An 18,247-nucleotide genomic window follows, 5' to 3' on the forward strand; every position below is an offset into this window, starting at 1 on the left:
GATCTTGCGAAGCAGATGATCAGCCGGAACCAGCTGATCCAACGTTACCATCTCAAGCGCGGTCTGTTCGGGGGCGGGTCGCTTCAACATGACCCAGGGAATCAAAAACCCCCGGCTAACGCCAGGGGTTTGTCAGCAGTCTGAAGCGGGGCATGTGCCCCGCTTTTTGTTTTCCGAGAAACGCGCTGACGCGATCAGTTCGCGGTCTTGGCCTTGTCCTGCTCGTCCTTGAGCTTCTTGGCGAAGTCCTGGTTGTTCTTGGCGACGAAGTCCTGCAGCTTCTTCTGCCGGTCCTCGATGTCCGACTGCTGCAGCGGCGGGCCGTCATAGGCGCCGCTGAAGCCGCTGAGCGCGATCTTGATTGGGTTCGGCTGGTTCTGGAAGTTGATCGAGGTGAGCGTGATGCCCTGCCCCTTCTTGAAGGAAGCGACGAGCTGGTCGCTCAGCGGCACTTCCGCCACGCAACGGTCCGGGAAGCAGATCACATAGTCGAGCTTCTGCGCCTTGCCGGCATCGATCTGCAGCGCAATGCCGGGAGGCACGAGGCGGCCGGTCGGGACCGTGACCTGGAAGACCTTGCGGTTCACCTTGCCCTTGAGCTCGATCAGGCTGACGCCGGTGACGAGCTGGCCGTTGCCGGCCGTGACGATGTTCTGCACATTGCAGATGTCGACGTCTTCCTGCTTGGTGCAGGCCTTGAACCAGCCCTGAGGAATCTGCGGCTGCTGTTGGGCCGAGGCGGTGACAAGCCCGGCGCCCAGAACGCCGACCACGCCTGCGGCCAGCACCGAAAGGCGGTACGCGTTGATCGTCATATGGTGCACTTTCCTCTCAAATGATCCCGGGGACCGGCTTCTTCGCGCCGTGTGGTCCAGCTACCTGTTGCCCAAATGAGGCAACAGGATGACTTCGGAGCGCGTGTTACACTGCCAGCGGCGCCGAATCCAGCCCGGTTTCCGCGATTTCTTCGCGGTTCCTCTCCCAATGGCGAGCGTCGGTCAGCGCGGGAGCGGCTGAACCCGATTCCCATTCAGGCACCGATTCAATCGGGTAAGGAAATGCTCTACGGTGCATGGCGAATCACAAAGCCGCCCGGCAAGGAGACGGTCATGGACCGCGTTCTCGTTCGGCTGATCGCCGCGACCTCGTTTCTGGCTCTTTCGCTCCTTCCGTCACAGTCGGAGCCGAAGCACGGCATAGCCATGCAAGGCGAGCCGGCACTGCCGCCCGACTATCAGCATTTCGACTACGTCAATCCGGACGCGCCGAAAGGCGGAAGCGTCACTTATTGCGTCGTCGGCTCGTTCGACAACCTCAACCCCTTCATCCTGAAAAGCCTGCGCACCACGGCGCGCGGCATGATCGACACCGTTTACGGCAATCTCGTCTTCGAGCCGCTGATGCAGCGCAGCTATGACGAGCCTTTCAGCCTCTATGGGCTGCTTGCCGACAGCGCCGACATGGATCCGGAGCGCAAGAGCATCGAGTTCCATCTCAACCCCAACGCAAAATGGTCGGACGGGCAGCCGGTGACGCCGGAGGACGTGCTGTTCACCTATGACGTCTTCACCGACAAGGGCCGCCCGCCCTACAGCGACCGCATGAGCATGATCGCCAAGCTGGAGAAGACCGGCGACCACAGCGTGAAATTCACCTTCAACGACAAGGCCAACCGAGAATTCCCGCTGATCGTCGCGCTGACGCCGATCGTCCCGAAGCATGCCTTCGACAAGGACACGTTCGACAAGACCACGCTGAAGCCGCTGATCGGCAGCGGGCCCTACACCGTGGACAAGGTGCTGCCGGGGCAGCGCATCGTCTTCAAGCGCAACCCGGGTTATTGGGGCAAGGACACTCCGTCGAAACGCGGCTTCGACAATTTCGACCAGATCACCATCGAGTATTTTCTGAACGCCAACGCCAAGACGGAAGCGTTCAAGAAAGGAATCTGCGCCCTCGACGACGAGACCGATCCGGTCAAGCGTGAGCGCGACATCGACTTTCCGGCCTTCCGAAGGGGCGACGTTAAGGAAGAATATTTCAACACCGGCATCCCCCCGGTGGTGACCGGCTTCCTGTTCAACACCAGGCTGCCGAAGTTCGCCAACCCGGTCGTGCGCCGCGCCCTCGGCATGCTCTACGACTTCGAATGGGCGAACAAGAACCTGTTCGGCGGCAAGTTCAACCGCACCATGAGCTACTGGCAGAATTCCGAGCTGTCCGCGCTCGGCCACCCGGCCGACGACCGCGAAAAGGCGCTGCTTGCCCCCTATCCAGGCCGCGTGCCGCCAGATGTGATGGACGGCACCTGGCACCCACCCGTGACCGATGGTTCGGGTCAGGATCGCAAGGTGCTCAAAGCCGCCTTCGAATTGTTGAGGAGCGCCGGCTTCCGTGTGCAGGACGGCAAGATGCTCGACCCGCAGGGAAACCCCTTCAACTTCGAGATCCTGACCTCGTCGCAGGATGAGGAGCGGCTGGCTTCCATCTATCAGCGCACCCTGGAGAAGATCGGCATAGGCGTCGGCATCCGCACCCTCGACGGCGACCAGATCCAGTCGCGCAAGCAACGCTATGACTTTGAGGTACTGATCGGCACCAGCGGCTTCAGCAATTCGCTGTCGCCCGGCAGCGAGCAGCTCGGCCGTTGGGGATCGGTCGCCGCGAAGACGGAAGGATCGTTCAATCTCGCTGGCGTCGCCGATCCGGCTATCGACGCCGCGATCGACGCCATGTTGAACGCCCGCACCAAGGAAGACTATGTCGCGGCGGTGCGCGTGCTCGACCGGCTGCTGATCTCAGGCAACTACATCGTGCCGATGCAATACAACACGCAGCAATGGCTCGCCTACTGGAGCTATCTGGAACATCCGCAAAAGACCCCCATATTCGGCTATCAGCTGCCGACCTGGTGGCGAAAGCCCAACTGACGCCAGAGCGTGATGCCGAAAAGTGTGAAGCGGTTTTCGGACGACATCATGCTTTATATCTCTTTGATTGAGAGCCGAGCCCAATCGGGACCGAACAGGAGACGAGCATGAGCGCCGAGAACTCCATCACCGTCGATGTCGTGTCCGATGTCGTCTGCCCCTGGTGCTTCATCGGCCAGAAGCGGCTGGACAAGGCCATTGCTTCCGCGAGCGATATCGACGTGCATGTCCGCTGGCGGCCGTTCCAGCTCGATCCGACCATCCCGCCTCAGGGTATGGATCGCCGCCAATACATGCTCGGCAAGTTCGGCAGCGAGGAACGCATCCAACAGATCCACGCGCGCATCGAGCCGCTCGGCGAGGCCGAGGGCATCCATTTTGCCTTTGGCGCCATCAAGGTCGCTGCCAACACGCTGGACGCTCATCGCGTCATCCGCTGGGCGGGCGCCGCGGGTGAAGATGTGCAGAACCGGCTGGTGCGCCGCCTCTTCCAGCTGAATTTCGAGGAAGGCGTGAACATCGGCGACCATGCCGTGCTGGTGAAGGCTGCTGGCGAGGCCGGCATGGATGCGTCGGTGGTCGAGACGCTGCTGCCGACCGATGCCGATGTCGAGGCAGTCCGCAACGAGATCGCCACCGCTTCGCGCATGGGCATCACCGGCGTGCCCTGCTTCCTGCTCGAAGGCAAATACGCGGTGATGGGCGCGCAGGATGCCGACACGCTTGCCGACGCCATCCGCCAGGTGGCCCAGGCCAAGGCGCGCGGCGAGCTGGAAACCGCGAGCTGAATGTTCAGTCAGCGCAATCGGGACGGAGGGTTACGGCGAAGCCACCGTACCTGACGCCATGCGCTTTCCTGGAATCGTGCTCCTACTTCGCGGTCGCTTTGGCCTTGCTCAGGAAGAAGCCGTGGCCACCGCCGCCCGTGCAGCTTAGCCCCTTTGTCGACGACTGGCAGGAAAACGGCCCCCTGCTCCAGCTGTTGCCGTAGCCAAGCTTGGTTACGTCGCCGCAACAGCCCTGCTCGCCGGGATTCTTGATCAGTGTCGCCGGTCCTTTAGGCCCCAATATCACGGTCACGTAGCTCGGTTCGACGCGCGAGCAGGAAAGCTCCGGCCCGCCATCCCGCGGCCGGTAGGTGCTGGTGCCGCCCTTCGGCGTATAGATGCAGCCAATATTGCCGGACGGGGTGTTGAACTCGATCTGGCCCCCGGCGCTTGCCGGAATGCTCTGGCTGGCGGCATGTGCCGCGGACACCCAGGTGAAAACGGTGAGCAGCGCGGCCGCAACTGAACGTGCAGGCATGTCATCCCCCTCCGACATAGACCAACATCTGGCAGGTTCGGCCCGCTGGGCCGCGTTGTCAAACCCCGTTCCGTCTCGAAACACGATCTGGTGAATCGCCTTCTACGCCGCGCTGAGCTAGAATCGCGTGGGTTTAGCTGATTTGAGGGGGCGCTGAATGGCCGTCAGGCGTCGCGCATTGTTGCTGCTGTGCTTGCCTTTCGCCCTCGGGCTGCCGCTGGCATTGCAGCGCGTGTCCGCCGAGGAGGCCGTCATGTCGGCCACCTTCGAAGGCAAACCCTGGACAGCGTCCTTTACCTTGGCCCAGACGATGCAGATGGGCGGCAAGCCGATGCTGAACCTGTCGGGGACGGAACAGGGCTCGCCGACCATGACCTTCAATTCTATGCTGGTCTTGAAGGATCCGAACGACCTTGCCGGCAGCTATGCGCTCAAGGCCGGCTCAGCCGCGAATAGCGCCAACTTCAACATCCTCGATTCCGGCGCCATGGTCGGCCATGTCCGTTTCGGCAGCGGCGAGATCGTCATCGACAGATACGACGCTGCCAGCAAGACCATTTCCGGCCACTTCAACGCCTCTGGAAAAGACGAATCGGGAAAACCTGAAGAGCTCAATGACGGTAAGTTTTCGGGCATTCCGGTCACCGCGCAGTAGCCATTTCGGCTGATCGGCGCCTCTTTTTCGTTCACAAACCCGTGTTTTTCGCTTCCGTAAGGGAAGCTTTTCGCCAGCTGACGCACTCACTGTTAACGCGCTGGAATAAAAGACGAAATCGGCGCGATCGATGGTCAATCGGCGTTGCCTTCCTGTTGCCATCGCGCCACGGCAGGTAACCCTGTTCACATTGCCCGGCAGAAAATTAATGGAAAATGATCAATTGGTGTTACCCTGTGTAACAAAACTAGAAAGGTTTGGGCGGGATCGTGACTGGGGTCGGTAGACCGCGACGTACAGTACCGGAGCAAACATCCAACGAGGCAAGGACCTCGTCCCTGACGCCGGTATCGTCGATGCGTACATTCTGGGGGCTGATGCGAGCCTACTGGTTCTCTGACCGGTGGAAGGAAGCCTGGACACTCACCATCGTCATCGCGCTGCTGACGGCATTGTCCAGCAAGGCTGGCGTCTGGTTTGCCGTGGCGCTGGGCGAGCTGGGCAATTCGATCGCCTTCCTCCACGACGCCGCCAACACCCATCCGTTGCAGACCATCCTGACCAATGCCGGCATATTGGTGCTGCTGGTCGTGCTGAAGGATGCCGTCTTCACCGGCGTGCGCAATCTCGTTTCAACGACCTTGCACCGCAAATGGCGGGGTTGGCTGAACAATCAGTTCAACCAGGCCCTGCTCGACGGCAACCACACCCATTTCCATGCCCAGCACGGTTCGGCCGCCGGCGGCATCGTCGCTCCGGACAACATCGACCAGCGCATCCAGGAATCGATCAAGGATATGACCGGCGGCGCGATCGGGCTTGCCATGGGTGTGCTGGGTGTCGCGACTTCGCTCTATTTCATCGGCGAAAACCTGATCGGGTCCTCGGTGGAGGTCAAGGGCCTGGAATTCCTGGGCAGCTACGGCACCGCCGTGCTGGCTTTCCTCGCCGTCGCCATCTACGTGCCGCTGAACACCTGGATCGCGGTCAAGCTCGGCCGCCTGCTCGAGCGGCTCAATGTGCGCATGCAGCAGGCCGAGGGCAGCTACCGCAGCGAGCTGACGACATTCCTGCGCCGCAGCTTCCACGTCGCCGCCTCGCATGGCGAGGGCGTGCAGAAGTCGATGCATGACCGGCTCTATGTCGACATCGACAAGACATGGGGGCGGCTCAACGTCGTCAACACCAGCTACACGTCGTTCGAGCTGATCTACAATTTCGTCGGCGCCCGCATCGTTGCCTACGCGCCGGGCCTCGTGTCGTTCATCCACAACCGCCTTGACTACAAGGGCTACATCACCGGCTCCGAAATGGTCGCCCAGTTGATCAGCCAGTGCTCGTGGTTCATCCATGTGATGCCGGCGATCGCGACGCTCAGGGCCAACAGCCAGCGCGTCACCGAACTCGCCAACGCCATCGAAAGCGTCCAGCATCCGCGCGAATTCTATCAGCAGACCGGCCGCTCGGACTTCAGCTACGCTGCCCAGAACCCGGTGTTCGGCCTGACCATCCAGAAGCTGGAGCTGGCGCATCAGGGCGAGGACGCGACGCCATTCCTCAGCGCCGCCAATTTGCGTTTCCGCCGCGGCGAATGGACCTTCCTTAAGGGCGAGTCCGGCTGTGGCAAGACTTCGCTGATCAAGGCGATCAACGGCCTGTGGCCATATGGCCGCGGCACCGTCGTCTTTCCGGAGGGCGTGGCGAGCTTCTACGCCGCGCAGGAGGTCAAGCTGCAGCAGGTTTCGCTGAAGCAGCTCGTCTGCCTGCCGGGCTCCGAGAACGACCATAGCGACATGCAGGTCGCGGCCGCCCTGCACAAGGCCGGCCTCGGCGACTTCATCGAACATCTGGCCGACGAGAGCCGCGAGGGCAAGATCTGGGATCAGGTGCTTTCGGGCGGCCAGAAGCAGAAGCTGGTGGTCGCGCGCATCATCCTGCAGCAGCCCGGACTTCTCTTCCTCGACGAGGCAACCGGCGCGCTCGATCCCGAAGGCAAGGTCGCCTTCCACCAGGCGATCAAGGACAATTGTGCGAACGTCACCGTCATCAGCGTCATGCACGAGGCTGTGGCTCCGCGCTCGCTTTCCGGCGAGGAATTCTATCACAGCGTGGTTTCGATCGCCGACGGCGTCGCCACCAAGAAACCGCTTGCGCCCAGCCTGCCGCGCGAGCTCACCACCATTCTCGCGCAGCCGCGGCCTGTCGAGGACAAGTGGCTTCGCTTCCGCCGGCTGAAGCAGAAATAGCAATCATACCAAGTCTTTGGGCGAGACGATGTCTACGCCGATCACAGTCTCGCGATCCAGCGCTATCCGCGTGCGTTTTCCAATGTTCCGCGATTGACTCGGCAAAAACCGCTCCTATGTTGCGCCCGCTTGCAGAATTCAACCTACAGCCCCGCGCGTCACTTGGACGCGCAAAGGACGCTGTAGAAACTTAGAATTTGCGCATGATCCTTTCCGAAAATCGAAAGCCGATTTTCGGGATCATGCGCGAAGCCGGCGAGCAGAAAGGTCAACCCGCCATGCCTGGCGACAGTCACAGTCGAACGCAACCGCCGTCCGCCCTGACGTGACCTGACGGCTCACGTCCTGCCGGACGGCAAGGAGTGAGCCATGAACGAATTCGCACCCGTACTGGACGACGAAGCCGTCGCCGTCGCCCGTGTTCTTGCCAACGATCACGTCGCCGACGTCGTCGAAGCCCTCAACCGTGAGCCCCGCGAGACAGCCATCGAGCTGCTCTGCGCCGTGCCGTTCGAGCGGCTGGTCGAGATTTTCGACCAGCCGGAGCTCGAAGCAGCGCCGGAACTCGCCGAAGCCCTGCCCCGCCCGAAGGCAAGCAAGCTTCTGACCGCGATGTCGGTCGACCGTGCCGCCGACATTCTGCGCGAGCTGGACGAGCCGGCCCGCTCGGAACTGCTCGGCGCCTTGGCGCCGCCGCTGCGCGCGACGCTGCTGTCCATCCTGGGATATCCCGAAGGCAGCGCCGCCTCGATCATGACGACGGAATTCGTCAGCGTGCCTTCGGACTGGACGGTCGGGCGCACGCTCGACTACATCCGCAAGGTCGAGCGCACGCGCGAAACCATCTACGCCATCTACATCGTCGATCCGGAGACGCAGCTCCTGCTGCGGGCGACCGGATTGCGCCGGTTGATCACCGGCAATCCGGAAGATCCGATCCTGTCGGTGGCGCCCGATCGCGTGCCGGTGACGGTGACGCCGCTCACCGATCGCGAGAACCTGGCGCAGACCATCTCGAAATACGACCTGCTCGCCTTGCCGGTGGTCGACCATGGCAGGATCCTCGGCATCGTCACCGTCGACGACATCATCGATACGATGATCGAGGAGACGACCGAGGACGTGCATCGTTTCGGCGGCATGGAGGCGCTCGACGAGCCCTATATGAAGATGAGCTTCCTCGCCATGATCCAGAAACGCGCCGGCTGGCTCTGCGCGTTGTTCCTCAGCGAGATGCTGACCGCCAACGCCATGCAGAGCTATGAGGGCGAACTGGAGAAGGCGATCGTGCTGACGCTTTTCATCCCGCTGATCATGAGCTCCGGCGGCAATTCCGGCTCGCAGGCGACGTCGCTCGTCATCCGCGCGCTGGCGCTGCGCGAGATCGGGCCGCGCGACTGGTGGCGGGTGGCCTTGCGCGAGTTGCCGACCGGGGTGGTGCTCGGCTCGATCCTCGGCGTGGTCGGCATCTGCCGCATCGCGCTTTGGCAGTATTTCGGCTTCTACGACTACGGTCCGCACTGGATGCTGATTGCGGCGACGGTGGGGGCTGCTCTGATCGGCATCGTCACCTTCGGCTCGCTATCGGGATCGATGCTGCCCTTCGCGCTGAAGCGGATCGGCTTCGACCCGGCGAGCGCCTCGGCGCCGTTCGTCGCCACGCTGGTCGATGTCACCGGGCTGGTGATCTACTTCTCGGTGGCGCTGGTGATCCTGCGCGGCACGCTGCTGTAGACTTGGGACTTATCGCCGCCGGCCATGCCGGCGGCGCTCCTCCAATCCGTGGCTCAGACCCGTTCGCCGTTCTTCACGCGATAGGTCGGCTTGTACATCGTCACCAGTTCCTCGGCCGCCGTCGGATGCACGGCCATGGTGCGGTCGAAATCGTCCTTGGTCAGACCCGCCTTCAGCGGAATGCCGAGAAGCTGCGCCATCTCGCCGGCATCGGGACCCAGAATATGGGCGCCGATCACTTTCCTGGACGCACTGTCGACCACCAGCTTCATCAGCATCTTCTCGTCGCGGCCGGACAGCGTGTGCCGCATCGGACGGAACGATGCGCGATAGATCTCGACATCGGGGTAGCGCTTGATCGCGTCGTCCTCCGAGAGGCCGACGGTGCCGATCTCCGGCTGCGAGAACACCGCCGTCGGAATGGTATCGTGGTCCGGCGCGGTCGGATTGTTCTTGAAGGCGGTCTCGATGAAGCACATCGCCTCATGAATCGCGACCGGCGTCAGTTGCACGCGATGGGTGACGTCGCCGATCGCCCAGATGTTGTCGACATTGGTGCGCGAATATTTGTCGACCACGATCGCGCCCGTCTTGCTGAGTTCGATGCCAACGCCCTCCAGGCCCATGTTCTCGGTGTTGGGAATACGGCCGATCGCCAGCATGACCTGGTCGACCGTCAGCGTCTGGCCGCTCGACAGCAGCACATCCAGCCTGCCTTCGGGGTTCTTGCGCACCCATTCCGAAACCGCGGGGCAGAGGATCTTGATGCCCTTCTTCTCCATGGTCTCGTGCAGCGAACGGCGCAGATCCATGTCGAAGCGGCTCAGGATCTCCTGGCCGCGATAGACCAGCGTGGTGTCGACGCCCAGGCCATGGAAGATGTTGGCGAATTCGACGGCGATGTAGCCGCCGCCCTCGATCATGATCGCTTTCGGCAATTGCTTCAGATCGAAGGCCTCGTTGGAGAAGATGCAGTATTCATGGCCTGACAGCGCCGGATGCGGCGCCGGACGTCCGCCGGTCGCGATCAGGATCTGGTCGGCGCTGACCGTGCGGTCCTCGGCAACCAGATAGATGCTGTGCTGGTCGACGAGCACGGCGCGCGAGTGAAACGTCTCGCCGCCGGAGCCCTCGACATTTCTCTTGTAGATCGCCTCGAGCCGCGCGATCTCCTTGTCCTTGTTGGTGACCAGCGTTTGCCAGTCGAAGCTCGCCTCGGGCACCGTCCAGCCATAGCCGGCAGCGTCGGCAAAATGCTCGGGAAACTGCGAGGCATAGACATAGAGCTTCTTCGGCACGCAGCCGCGGATGACGCAGGTGCCGCCGAAGCGGTATTCCTCCGCGATGGCGACGCGCTTGCCGAGAGCGGCCGCCACCCGGGCCGCCCTTACCCCGCCGGACCCGCCGCCGATGACGAACAGATCATAGTCATAACCAGCCATCGTGTGGGCTCCTGCGGATGAGAAAGACGGGTCACAGGTAGGCTGCAAAGCGGCAAAAGAAAAGCCCGGGCAAGCCCGGGCTTTGTGGTCCAGCAGCCGTCGGCCGGCAGACGCGGATCAGTTCTGCGAATCGTCGGCAGGGGCAGAATTGTCGGCGGGCGCCGAATTGTCCGCCGGAGCGGAACCGTCGGCGGGCGCAGTGGCGTCCGAAGCCGGCGCTGCCGGCGCCGCGGCCTTGGCTGCCGCGGCAAGCGTCTCTCCGACCTGCTGCGCAAGATCGCGGGCAACGCCATTCTGCCAGATGTCGGCCGCCTTCACGAGATCACGCGTCACCGCGGGGCCGCTGTCCAGCAGCTTCTTGCCGGCATCGGAACTATAGAAGGTGGCGATATCGTTGAGGTCCTTCTCGGAGAACACCTTGGCATAGGCGAGCGCCGCCTCCTTTTCGAGGTCGGCACGCCGCGAAGCCATGCCGAGCGCCTTCTCGGTCACGGTCTTGCCGATCAGCTCCTGCATGTCGGGGTTCTTCTGGATGAGCTGCGATTCCAGCGCAGCAGCCGCCTGCGGCAGGATATTGTCGAACGAGTCCGTAGCGTGGATCGCGGCGACAGCCGCGCGGGCGGCCTTCAGATGCGATTCGCTGACGTCCTGCGCAAACACCGGCGAGGACAGCGCAAGGACGGCCGAGGCCGCCAGAAGTGTCGAAAGGCGGCGAACTCGTTTAGGCAACATCATAGTCGGTAGAACTCCCTGGTTTCAGGCTGCATGGACGGTTTCGATACCGTCGCCGCCGGCGATGATGGCCGTTGACGCCAGCCCGATGAATAGACCGTGCTCGACAACGCCAGGAATGGCGAAGAGAGCATTCGAAAGCGCTCTTGTATCCGGAATGCGGCCAAAAGATGCATCGAGGATAAAGTGGCCGCCGTCTGTAACAAATGGCTGGCCCCCCGTCATCCTCAATGTAACCGGGCCGGAAAGCCCGAGCTCTGCCGCCGCAGCGCCGATCGCGATCTCGGTGGCGCGCAGGCCGAATTTGTTGACCTCGATCGGCAGCGGGAACCGGCCGAGGGTTGCGACCATCTTGGACTTGTCGGCAATGACGATCATGCGCTCGGACGCCGCCGCGACGATCTTCTCGCGCAGCAGCGCGCCGCCGCCGCCCTTGATCAGTGTCAGGTCCGGATCGACCTCGTCGGCGCCGTCGATGGTAAGGTCGAGTTCCGGCGTGTCCTCTAGCGTGGACAGCGGCACGCCGAGCTCGCGGCAGAGTGCCGCGGTTCGCTCCGAAGTCGGCACGCCGATGACCTTGAGACCGGTCGCAACCTTCTCGGCCAAGAGCCGCACGAATTCTTCCGCCGTGGTGCCGGTGCCAATGCCGAGCCGCATGCCGCTGCCGACATGGGCCAGCGCTGCCCGCGCGGCTTCGACCTTCAACTGCCTTGCATCCATTGGGAGGCCCCGATTTTGCCGGTTTCGCGCGCCTCCTAGCATTTTTGCCTGTCGCGTCAAAGGTTCGCCCTCAAAGGCCCCCATCAAATGCCGCGCTGTGGACCGATCGAGGCTTCTTGCTTGAACCCGGCCCAACCTGTATCGGCTCCGGCAATTCAATCGCTACAGGAACTACCCATGCCGCGCCCGATCATCGTGTTCGACCTCGACGGTACTCTGGTCGACACGGCGCCGGATCTGCTCGACAGCCTCAACCACAGCCTGGCGGCAAGCGACCTCGCCGCTGTCGACGAGACCGGTTTCAGGCGCTTCGTCGGCCATGGCGGACGCGTCATGATCGAACGCGCGCATGCCGCGCAGAACAAGGCGCTTGTGGCGGAGGAGCACGACCGGCTGCTGACGCTGTTTCTTGACCATTACACGCTGAACATTCCAGGCAAATCCCAGCCCTACCCTGGCGTCGTTGCCGCGCTCGACCGTTTACAGGCCGCCGGCTACCTGATGGCGGTCTGCACCAACAAATACGAAGCCAATTCCGTGGCGCTGATCGGCGCGCTCGGCCTGTCGAACTATTTTGCCGCGATCTGCGGCCAGGACACGTTCGCCTTCCGCAAGCCCGATCCGCGCCATCTCACCGAGACGATCCGCCTGGCCGGCGGCGATCCGCGCAGCGCCGTGATGGTCGGCGATTCGCAGACCGACATCGACACCGCCAAGGCGGCCGGCATTCCCGTGGTCGCGGTCGATTTCGGCTACACCGATCGCCATGTGCGCGAATTCGAACCCACGCTGGTGATCTCGCATTTCGACACGCTGACGCCGGACCTGGCGGAGCGGTTGATCGCGGCGGCACGCTGAGCCGGCGCTAAATCGCACCGGCAGAAAGTCGGGCAAATCAAACCGAGGAATAACCTCGGCGCATCGCCTTGACTTCGCGCATCCGCCTACCTTATATCGCGGCTCGCTTCGGCCTTCGGACCGCAGGCGGGCGATTAGCTCAGCGGGAGAGCACACCCTTCACACGGGTGGGGTCGCAGGTTCAATCCCTGCATCGCCCACCATCCAACTCCCTGTATATGTTGGATGATCCGGCCCAAAGAGTTTCTCAAGCATTGCTGCATACATGCTTGGGCATGGATGCATGCCAACGCCTAAATCAGCCCTCTCCGCACATTCATACTCGTCACGGCCGTCACCAGAACGGCGCCGGTCATGAAATAGAGCGTGGCTATGATGTGGCCTTGGTGGAAATGCAGCCCGGCAAATAGCAGGGCGGTGACCACGGCAAGGAAGGCGATGACGCGCGAGAATGCATCGGGCATGGGACGACCTTGTGCAATGTGTTGAGTGGCCGCCCTCATTCAGCCGCATGCTCCATAGAGCGGTTTTCGATTTTTCGCAATCGGCTCGCTGGCGAGCACTCAAACCAGGTCCACCTCGACCCACAACCCGCCCGGCCCCCGGGCAGCATCGCGCGGTGCGCTGCGCACCGCCTGGATCGAGCCGGACGGCGCGGCAAAGGCCGGTTTGCCGTTCTTGTCGGCCAGCCATGGATCATCGGCGCGGATGACGCGGCCCTTTGTCTTCGTCTCCAGCGCGGTCAGGATGCCGTCATAGGGCATCTCGCCCCAATGCACTTTCACCGCATCGACCTTGTTGGTCGGGATGAAAGCCGAAAGGTCCGCGCTCGTCAGCAGATCGAAACCCTGTTTCTGCGGTGTCGCGTTCTGGCTGCCGTGATGGGCCACCTTGAGATAGATGGTGCGCGCCAGAAGATCGGCCGATGTGACGGTGCCTTGCCCCACCGGCCATTTCAGCTCCTTCCAGCTCAGCCAGTTGCCGATCTGGGCGTCGCCCGGGAACAGCAGCACGCGGCCACTGTCGATGAACTCGAAGGCAAGCACCAGGCTGGTGTTGTTGACGCCGCGGTCGAGCTGCAGGGCAAGGTCGGCGGCGATCCCCATCCAGTCGGCGTCGATGCGCCGCCAGGACTGGTCGCGGTCTTCCATGGCCGCCACGCCCGGGACCGGCCCGGAATAATGCTTGCGGACAAAGGTGGCGATATCGACGGCCGGGTCGCTGCCCTTGTCGCCGTTGAGCGCGGCGGAAAGCGGTGTACCGACATTGCGTTCGAACGGACTGAGCTCGTCGACGTAATTGGCGTCGGCCGCCTCGTTCATCTTGAGGCCGCTCACCAGCGCCCGCGCAAACGGTCCGCCGCTGGCCAGTGGAAACATCTCGCTCGCCTTCTCCTCCAGCCGCAGCGCCGCCTTGTCGCGCGGCGGGCCCAACACATAGACGCGCAGGTTGGGCAACCCGTCGATCGACACCGGCGGCCCGCCGGGCTCGAAATAGGTCGGTGACGGTTTTTGCGACAGCCGCGCCGCCGCGTCGCGGGCCGAGCGCACCCGCTCACCAGCGGCGCCGAACTGGAAGCCGAGCACGGACTGCAGGCCGTCACGAACGCCGGCCATGTAGGAACTGAGCCCCTGCATTCCATCGAGCTTCTGGCCCACGCCCTGCAGCGCGGCGATCGCCTGGCCCTTGAACTTGTCCAGCTCCGCGGCCTCGGCGTCCGCGGGATTCTCGGTCCATGCCATCCAGACATCGGCGACAACAAAGTCTTTGAAGAGGTCTTTTGCCGTCAGGAAGCCTGAGACATGGTCCCAATGCTCGTGCGTGACCACCAGGATGTCGATCTTGCCGCCGGTCTCCTTCCTCATGTCGGCGACGATATCGTTGACCAGCGCCGGGCCGCCTGTGATCGAAACGTGGATGCCGCAATCGATGAGCATGCAGAACGGCGTACCGTCCGCCTTTTTGAAGGTAAGCAGATGGCAATCGCCGATACCTTGGCAGTAGTGCCGCACAGTGACGCCCGCAGCCTGCTGCGTCGCTGTGGGCGCTGTTCTTGCCGGCCTTGTCCTCGTCGCTGGCGTTCTAGACATGGTCGTCGTCTCCATCGCTGGCATGCAGCAAGGCAAACGGTTCCGACACCTCGCCGCCGAAATAGAGCGCTCGCAGCGGCGACAGGTAATTGGCCGCCATTGTGCCGGCCTGACGCTTCTGCCGGTCCACGCTGCCGGTGTTCTTGATGATCGCGTAGCGGATCTCCTCGAAACCCTCGCGCGGGTCGATGATGATCGTCGCGCCGCCGCGGAACCAGAAGAAGCCGTCGCCCTTGGTCATGCCCTGCGGCATCGCCGTGCCGTCGAGCCCGACCGGAATGCGCTGCTGGATGACCGCCACCACCTCGACGCGGAACGAGCCATCCGGCTCGACGCGGCGCGTCGGGCGCACGCTGTAGATGTCGAAGGTTGTCTCGCCTTTCTTCGGCGCGCGCATGACCGTCCCGTCCTCATTGTAGCGCGGCAGGTCGGGCAACAGGCCGAACTGCTTGTAGAGGTCCGGATTGGAGGCGAAGGCCTTGTGCATCGCCTTCCACAGCGCGTAGCGGTTCTTGTCGTTGAGCGCGAAGATCTCGGCCCGCTTCAATTTCTGGTTCCAGCCTAGGTCGATCTTGCCGAGCAGGCCCTTCAGCCAGGTCGGCGATGGATCCTCCGGCGCGCTCCAGGCGAGCGTCTCCTCCGAGATGGTGCGCACGTCGCGCGGCAGAAGCTTCCATTTGCGGAACGATTCCAGGAAGGCCAGGCGGTAGTGCAGCGGGTCGTCGGGATAGGCGTCGCGGTCGGCGGTGATCAGCGCGCGCAGATATTCGCCGAAGGTGATGTCGACGGAAGGGCAATAGTCGAGTGCGCGGATGCACATGGTCAGCATCTGCCTGGCGGTCTTGGCGACCTCGTCGGTCAGGCGTTCGACCAGGCTCGGATGCAGGGTTCCCGCCGGCAGGATGCCGGAGCCGCCAGTGGCCAGCTGGATCAGGTCGTCGGTCCGCCGATCGGCTATCGCCAGGAAGGCCTGGTAGACGGCAAAGACCAGGATCGAGCCGCGGTCATGCGCCTCGAAAGTCTTGTCGTAGTCGAGATCGGCCATGCCGGCGCTGCCATATTCGCGCAACGGCCCGGCCCTGCCGCTGCCTTCGCCGAACTGCTTGGCGATACCGGAAAGCAGCGAGGCGGCAGACAATTCGCCCCTCGCCTTGCCGATTTCGAAGCTGACCAGTTCCTCCAGCGTGAAATGCTGGAACAGCGCGACGATGTCGGCGAAAGCCTCGTGGAAGGCCGGCGCGTCCGGGTTGGACGCCTCCTGGAAGCGGCGATGCAGCCCGTCGAGCAATGCGTGCGACATCTCATGCGCGACGATATCGCTGGAAAGGCATGAGAACACCGTCGTTCCGGGCGTGGTGACGTCGCCCTCACTGCTGGTCGCCGGGAAATAGCCGAACAGCAGCGCCTTCTTTTCCGGGCTGTAATAGGCGTTCTCGGCGCGCAACGCATGCGGATAGATGCGCAGGCGCGGCACGTAGTGCGCCTTCACGGTCATGTCGCCGGTCCGGCCGGGAGCCTCGGCATAGTGCGGCGCCCACAACGCCCGCCGGCCGAGCGCGCGCTCGAAATGGCCGATCGTGGTCATGGCGACGGCGTAGGCCATCTGCTGGTGGAATTTCGGATTGCCCTCAGAAGGCGGCAGGCCGTCCTGCGCCAGAAGCACCTTGTCGTTGAGGTCGACCGGATCGTAGACGCGGTCGGACGCGGGGTCGACATCGACCACCTCGAGATATTCGCCGATCGGGCCCGGCAGCAGCGGCCTGTCGGTCGACGGCTCGTCGTCCCACGGCACCGAAAGCGTCGCCTGGTAGACCGAAACCGAGTCCAGCCGTTTCGCCACGGAAGGATCGAGCGCGTAGATGCGCAGGCGCCGTTGCGGCGGCGGCAGCGGCCGCGGCTTGCGCCTGATGGCTGGCGCGGGGCCCATGACCGGCACGGGAACCGCCGCGCTGGCGCCTGGACGGCCGAGCAAACCTTCCAGAAAGGCCTTCAGCGGCTTTGATGGATTGCCCTGGTCGAGCGCCGCTTCGAGATAGCGGTTGCGCGCCGCGGCCGAAATATTGCCGGGATCGCCGTCCGGGTCGGCGATCGCCTGTTCGACTGCCGCGGCGCCTTGCGCCATCTGCGTCAATTCAAGCGCAAACATCATCCGCTGCCGAAGCGTCGCCGGCGGGGGCGCCGCCAAAGAGTTGCCACCGGTCAAAACGTCCAGCCAACTCCATGTGTAGGTGGCTCGAGCGAGCTTCGTCAGGCTGTTCGCCGCCGGCGGCGGGACGTCCAGCGCATCGAAGGCCCGCAAGACGCCCTGCCCGATCTTCTGCTTCGTCTCGGTCGCATTCATCTTCGCCGTCGATTTCGAGGCCTTCGCGAACAGCGCCTTGCGTACCGCCTCGATCCGCATCCACGGCTCGGGATAATCCTTCACCACGTCCCAATGCTCAGCCAGCCACAGAGCGGCCGCGGCAGCGACCTGCGGCGTCGCGGCCGAGGTGCCGCTGCCGTCCATGTCGACCACCTTGCGGCAATCGATCTCGGCCCAGGGCACGTTCGGCGTGTAGGCGCCGAGCGCCGTATCCATCTTCGAAGGCGGCCCGTAATTGCCCTGCATGGTGCCGAGGGCGAGCCCGGCATAGGCGCGCCCGTCGCCCATCACGCCGCAAGCCGCGAGCACCCGGTTGTAGCGCGCGGGATAGACGATGCTGCTGGGCGTGACGGTGAAATTGTTGCCGGCCGCCGTGACCATGACAAGGCCGTGGTCGTAGGCAAGGTTGACTGCATCGACCAGAGCCTGCGAGGCGAGGCCGCCCATACTCATCGACAACACTTGCGCGCCCTGCTGGCGCGCATAGTCGATGCCTTGCACCATGGTGCCGGTGGTCAGCCGCACCACCCAGTCGGCGATGCGCACCGGCAGGATCTTCGCCAGCGGTGCGCCGCCGACGAAATCGGTGAAGCCTGGCCAGTGCGGCGACGTGCCGTCGAGCTTGTTGCCGGCGAGCAGGCTGAGCGTGCCGGTTCCGTGGCCGCGATTGCTGGTCAGCGTGCCGGCTGGCGCGCGGTCCGTCGCATCGTTCGGACGGGTTTTATCAACGAAATTGCGCTGCTGTGCCGTGAGAAGCTCGGGCGGAAGGGTCTGGTGCCTGGGGTCGAAGCCGGTGTCCAGATGGGCGATGGTGATGTTGGCCTGCTTGGCGCCGACCCTTTCGCGCGCCGCCTTGAACTGGCTGAAGTCCGGCGCGGCATTCCAGGCGATCCGGCCCGACACCGTCGCCTGTCCACCGCTCGGATCCTGGTCGTCGAAAGCGCATGTCGGAGCCGCGCTCGCCGCCATGCCGCGATCGCCGGCGCTGTCCTTGTAGTCCCATTGCTGCAGGATATCGGGCTCGACCGCGAGCACCTCGGCGCCTGCGGCCGCCAGCGCCGGAGTCCGTGCGACAAGGTCGTGGGCGTGGTCCCAGGGATTGTCGCTATCGGCGGCATCCGTGGCCAACCGCAACCAGGTGGCGCCGCGATCCGCGGCCGCGGCCGTACCGGC

Annotated in this window: 14 protein-coding genes and 1 tRNA gene; 7 read left to right on the forward strand and 8 right to left on the reverse strand. The window is 63.6% G+C overall.

From position 1 onward, the window contains the following. Window positions 1-194: 194 nt before the first annotated feature. Window positions 195-815: an invasion associated locus B family protein gene (locus AC0YKC_RS30280; RefSeq protein WP_320295623.1), complete on the reverse strand. Its 621-nt coding sequence runs from the start codon at window positions 813-815 to the stop codon at window positions 195-197. Window positions 816-1,109: 294 nt separating this feature from the next. Here AC0YKC_RS30280 and AC0YKC_RS30285 point away from each other — a divergent pair, with 294 nt between their 5' ends. Both AC0YKC_RS30285 and AC0YKC_RS30290 read left to right on the forward strand, forming a co-directional pair. Further along, the gene (locus AC0YKC_RS30285) at window positions 1,110-2,930 is read left to right on the forward strand and encodes an extracellular solute-binding protein (RefSeq protein ID WP_488513698.1); all 1,821 of its coding nucleotides are present in this window, start codon (window positions 1,110-1,112) and stop codon (window positions 2,928-2,930) included. A gap of 107 nt (window positions 2,931-3,037) precedes the next feature. Next, entirely contained in the window at window positions 3,038-3,718 is a 681-nt protein-coding gene (locus AC0YKC_RS30290) for a DsbA family oxidoreductase (RefSeq protein ID WP_488513699.1), read from the forward strand. Between the two features lie 82 nt (window positions 3,719-3,800). On the opposite strand, the gene AC0YKC_RS30295 is transcribed toward AC0YKC_RS30290, so the two are convergent. Next, on the reverse strand, window positions 3,801-4,235 hold the full coding sequence (locus AC0YKC_RS30295) for a hypothetical protein (protein ID WP_488513700.1): 435 nt from the start codon (window positions 4,233-4,235) through the stop codon (window positions 3,801-3,803). Between the two features lie 157 nt (window positions 4,236-4,392). On the opposite strand from AC0YKC_RS30295, the gene AC0YKC_RS30300 reads away from it, so the two are divergent. The 3 genes from AC0YKC_RS30300 to mgtE all read left to right on the forward strand — a co-directional run bounded on the left by AC0YKC_RS30300 (window position 4,393) and on the right by mgtE (window position 8,870). After that, window positions 4,393-4,890, forward strand: a complete 498-nt coding sequence (locus tag AC0YKC_RS30300; RefSeq protein WP_488513701.1) for a DUF6252 domain-containing protein — start codon at window positions 4,393-4,395, stop codon at window positions 4,888-4,890. A gap of 356 nt (window positions 4,891-5,246) precedes the next feature. Further along, window positions 5,247-7,136: an ABC transporter ATP-binding protein/permease gene (locus AC0YKC_RS30305; RefSeq protein WP_488513702.1), complete on the forward strand. Its 1,890-nt coding sequence runs from the start codon at window positions 5,247-5,249 to the stop codon at window positions 7,134-7,136. Window positions 7,137-7,505: 369 nt separating this feature from the next. After that, window positions 7,506-8,870 carry a magnesium transporter gene (mgtE, locus tag AC0YKC_RS30310; RefSeq protein ID WP_488513703.1) on the forward strand — a complete coding sequence of 455 codons (1,365 nt, stop codon included), beginning with the start codon at window positions 7,506-7,508 and terminating at the stop codon, window positions 8,868-8,870. Between the two features lie 53 nt (window positions 8,871-8,923). Here the strand turns inward: mgtE and gor are convergent, their stop codons facing one another. The 3 genes from gor to rpiA form a co-directional block, all read right to left on the reverse strand. Continuing rightward, window positions 8,924-10,312, reverse strand: coding sequence for a glutathione-disulfide reductase (gor, locus tag AC0YKC_RS30315; protein ID WP_488513704.1), 1,389 nt, complete (start codon window positions 10,310-10,312; stop codon window positions 8,924-8,926). Between the two features lie 117 nt (window positions 10,313-10,429). Continuing rightward, window positions 10,430-11,047, reverse strand: a complete 618-nt coding sequence (locus AC0YKC_RS30320; RefSeq protein WP_488513705.1) for a DUF2059 domain-containing protein — start codon at window positions 11,045-11,047, stop codon at window positions 10,430-10,432. A 21-nt stretch (window positions 11,048-11,068) separates the two neighbouring features. Then, window positions 11,069-11,764, reverse strand: coding sequence for a ribose-5-phosphate isomerase RpiA (rpiA, locus tag AC0YKC_RS30325; RefSeq protein WP_320295632.1), 696 nt, complete (start codon window positions 11,762-11,764; stop codon window positions 11,069-11,071). Between the two features lie 177 nt (window positions 11,765-11,941). Here rpiA and AC0YKC_RS30330 point away from each other — a divergent pair, with 177 nt between their 5' ends. Continuing rightward, the gene (locus AC0YKC_RS30330) at window positions 11,942-12,622 is read left to right on the forward strand and encodes a phosphoglycolate phosphatase (RefSeq protein WP_488513706.1); all 681 of its coding nucleotides are present in this window, start codon (window positions 11,942-11,944) and stop codon (window positions 12,620-12,622) included. Window positions 12,623-12,750: 128 nt separating this feature from the next. Next, window positions 12,751-12,825: transfer RNA gene (locus AC0YKC_RS30335), tRNA-Val, on the forward strand. 90 nt (window positions 12,826-12,915) lie between these two features. Here AC0YKC_RS30335 and AC0YKC_RS30340 read toward each other — a convergent pair. The 3 genes from AC0YKC_RS30340 to AC0YKC_RS30350 form a co-directional block, all read right to left on the reverse strand. After that, window positions 12,916-13,086 carry a hypothetical protein gene (locus AC0YKC_RS30340; protein ID WP_320295634.1) on the reverse strand — a complete coding sequence of 57 codons (171 nt, stop codon included), beginning with the start codon at window positions 13,084-13,086 and terminating at the stop codon, window positions 12,916-12,918. A 99-nt stretch (window positions 13,087-13,185) separates the two neighbouring features. Continuing rightward, window positions 13,186-14,712 (reverse strand): MBL fold metallo-hydrolase, encoded by a 1,527-nt coding sequence (locus AC0YKC_RS30345; RefSeq protein WP_488513707.1) that lies wholly within the window; start codon window positions 14,710-14,712, stop codon window positions 13,186-13,188. Further along, window positions 14,705-18,208: a S8 family serine peptidase gene (locus tag AC0YKC_RS30350; protein WP_488513708.1), complete on the reverse strand. Its 3,504-nt coding sequence runs from the start codon at window positions 18,206-18,208 to the stop codon at window positions 14,705-14,707. The genes AC0YKC_RS30345 and AC0YKC_RS30350 overlap by 8 nt, the downstream gene beginning before the upstream one ends. Window positions 18,209-18,247 lie beyond the last annotated feature (39 nt).

The sequence above is a fragment of the Mesorhizobium sp. CNPSo 4661 genome, from assembly GCF_057784215.1.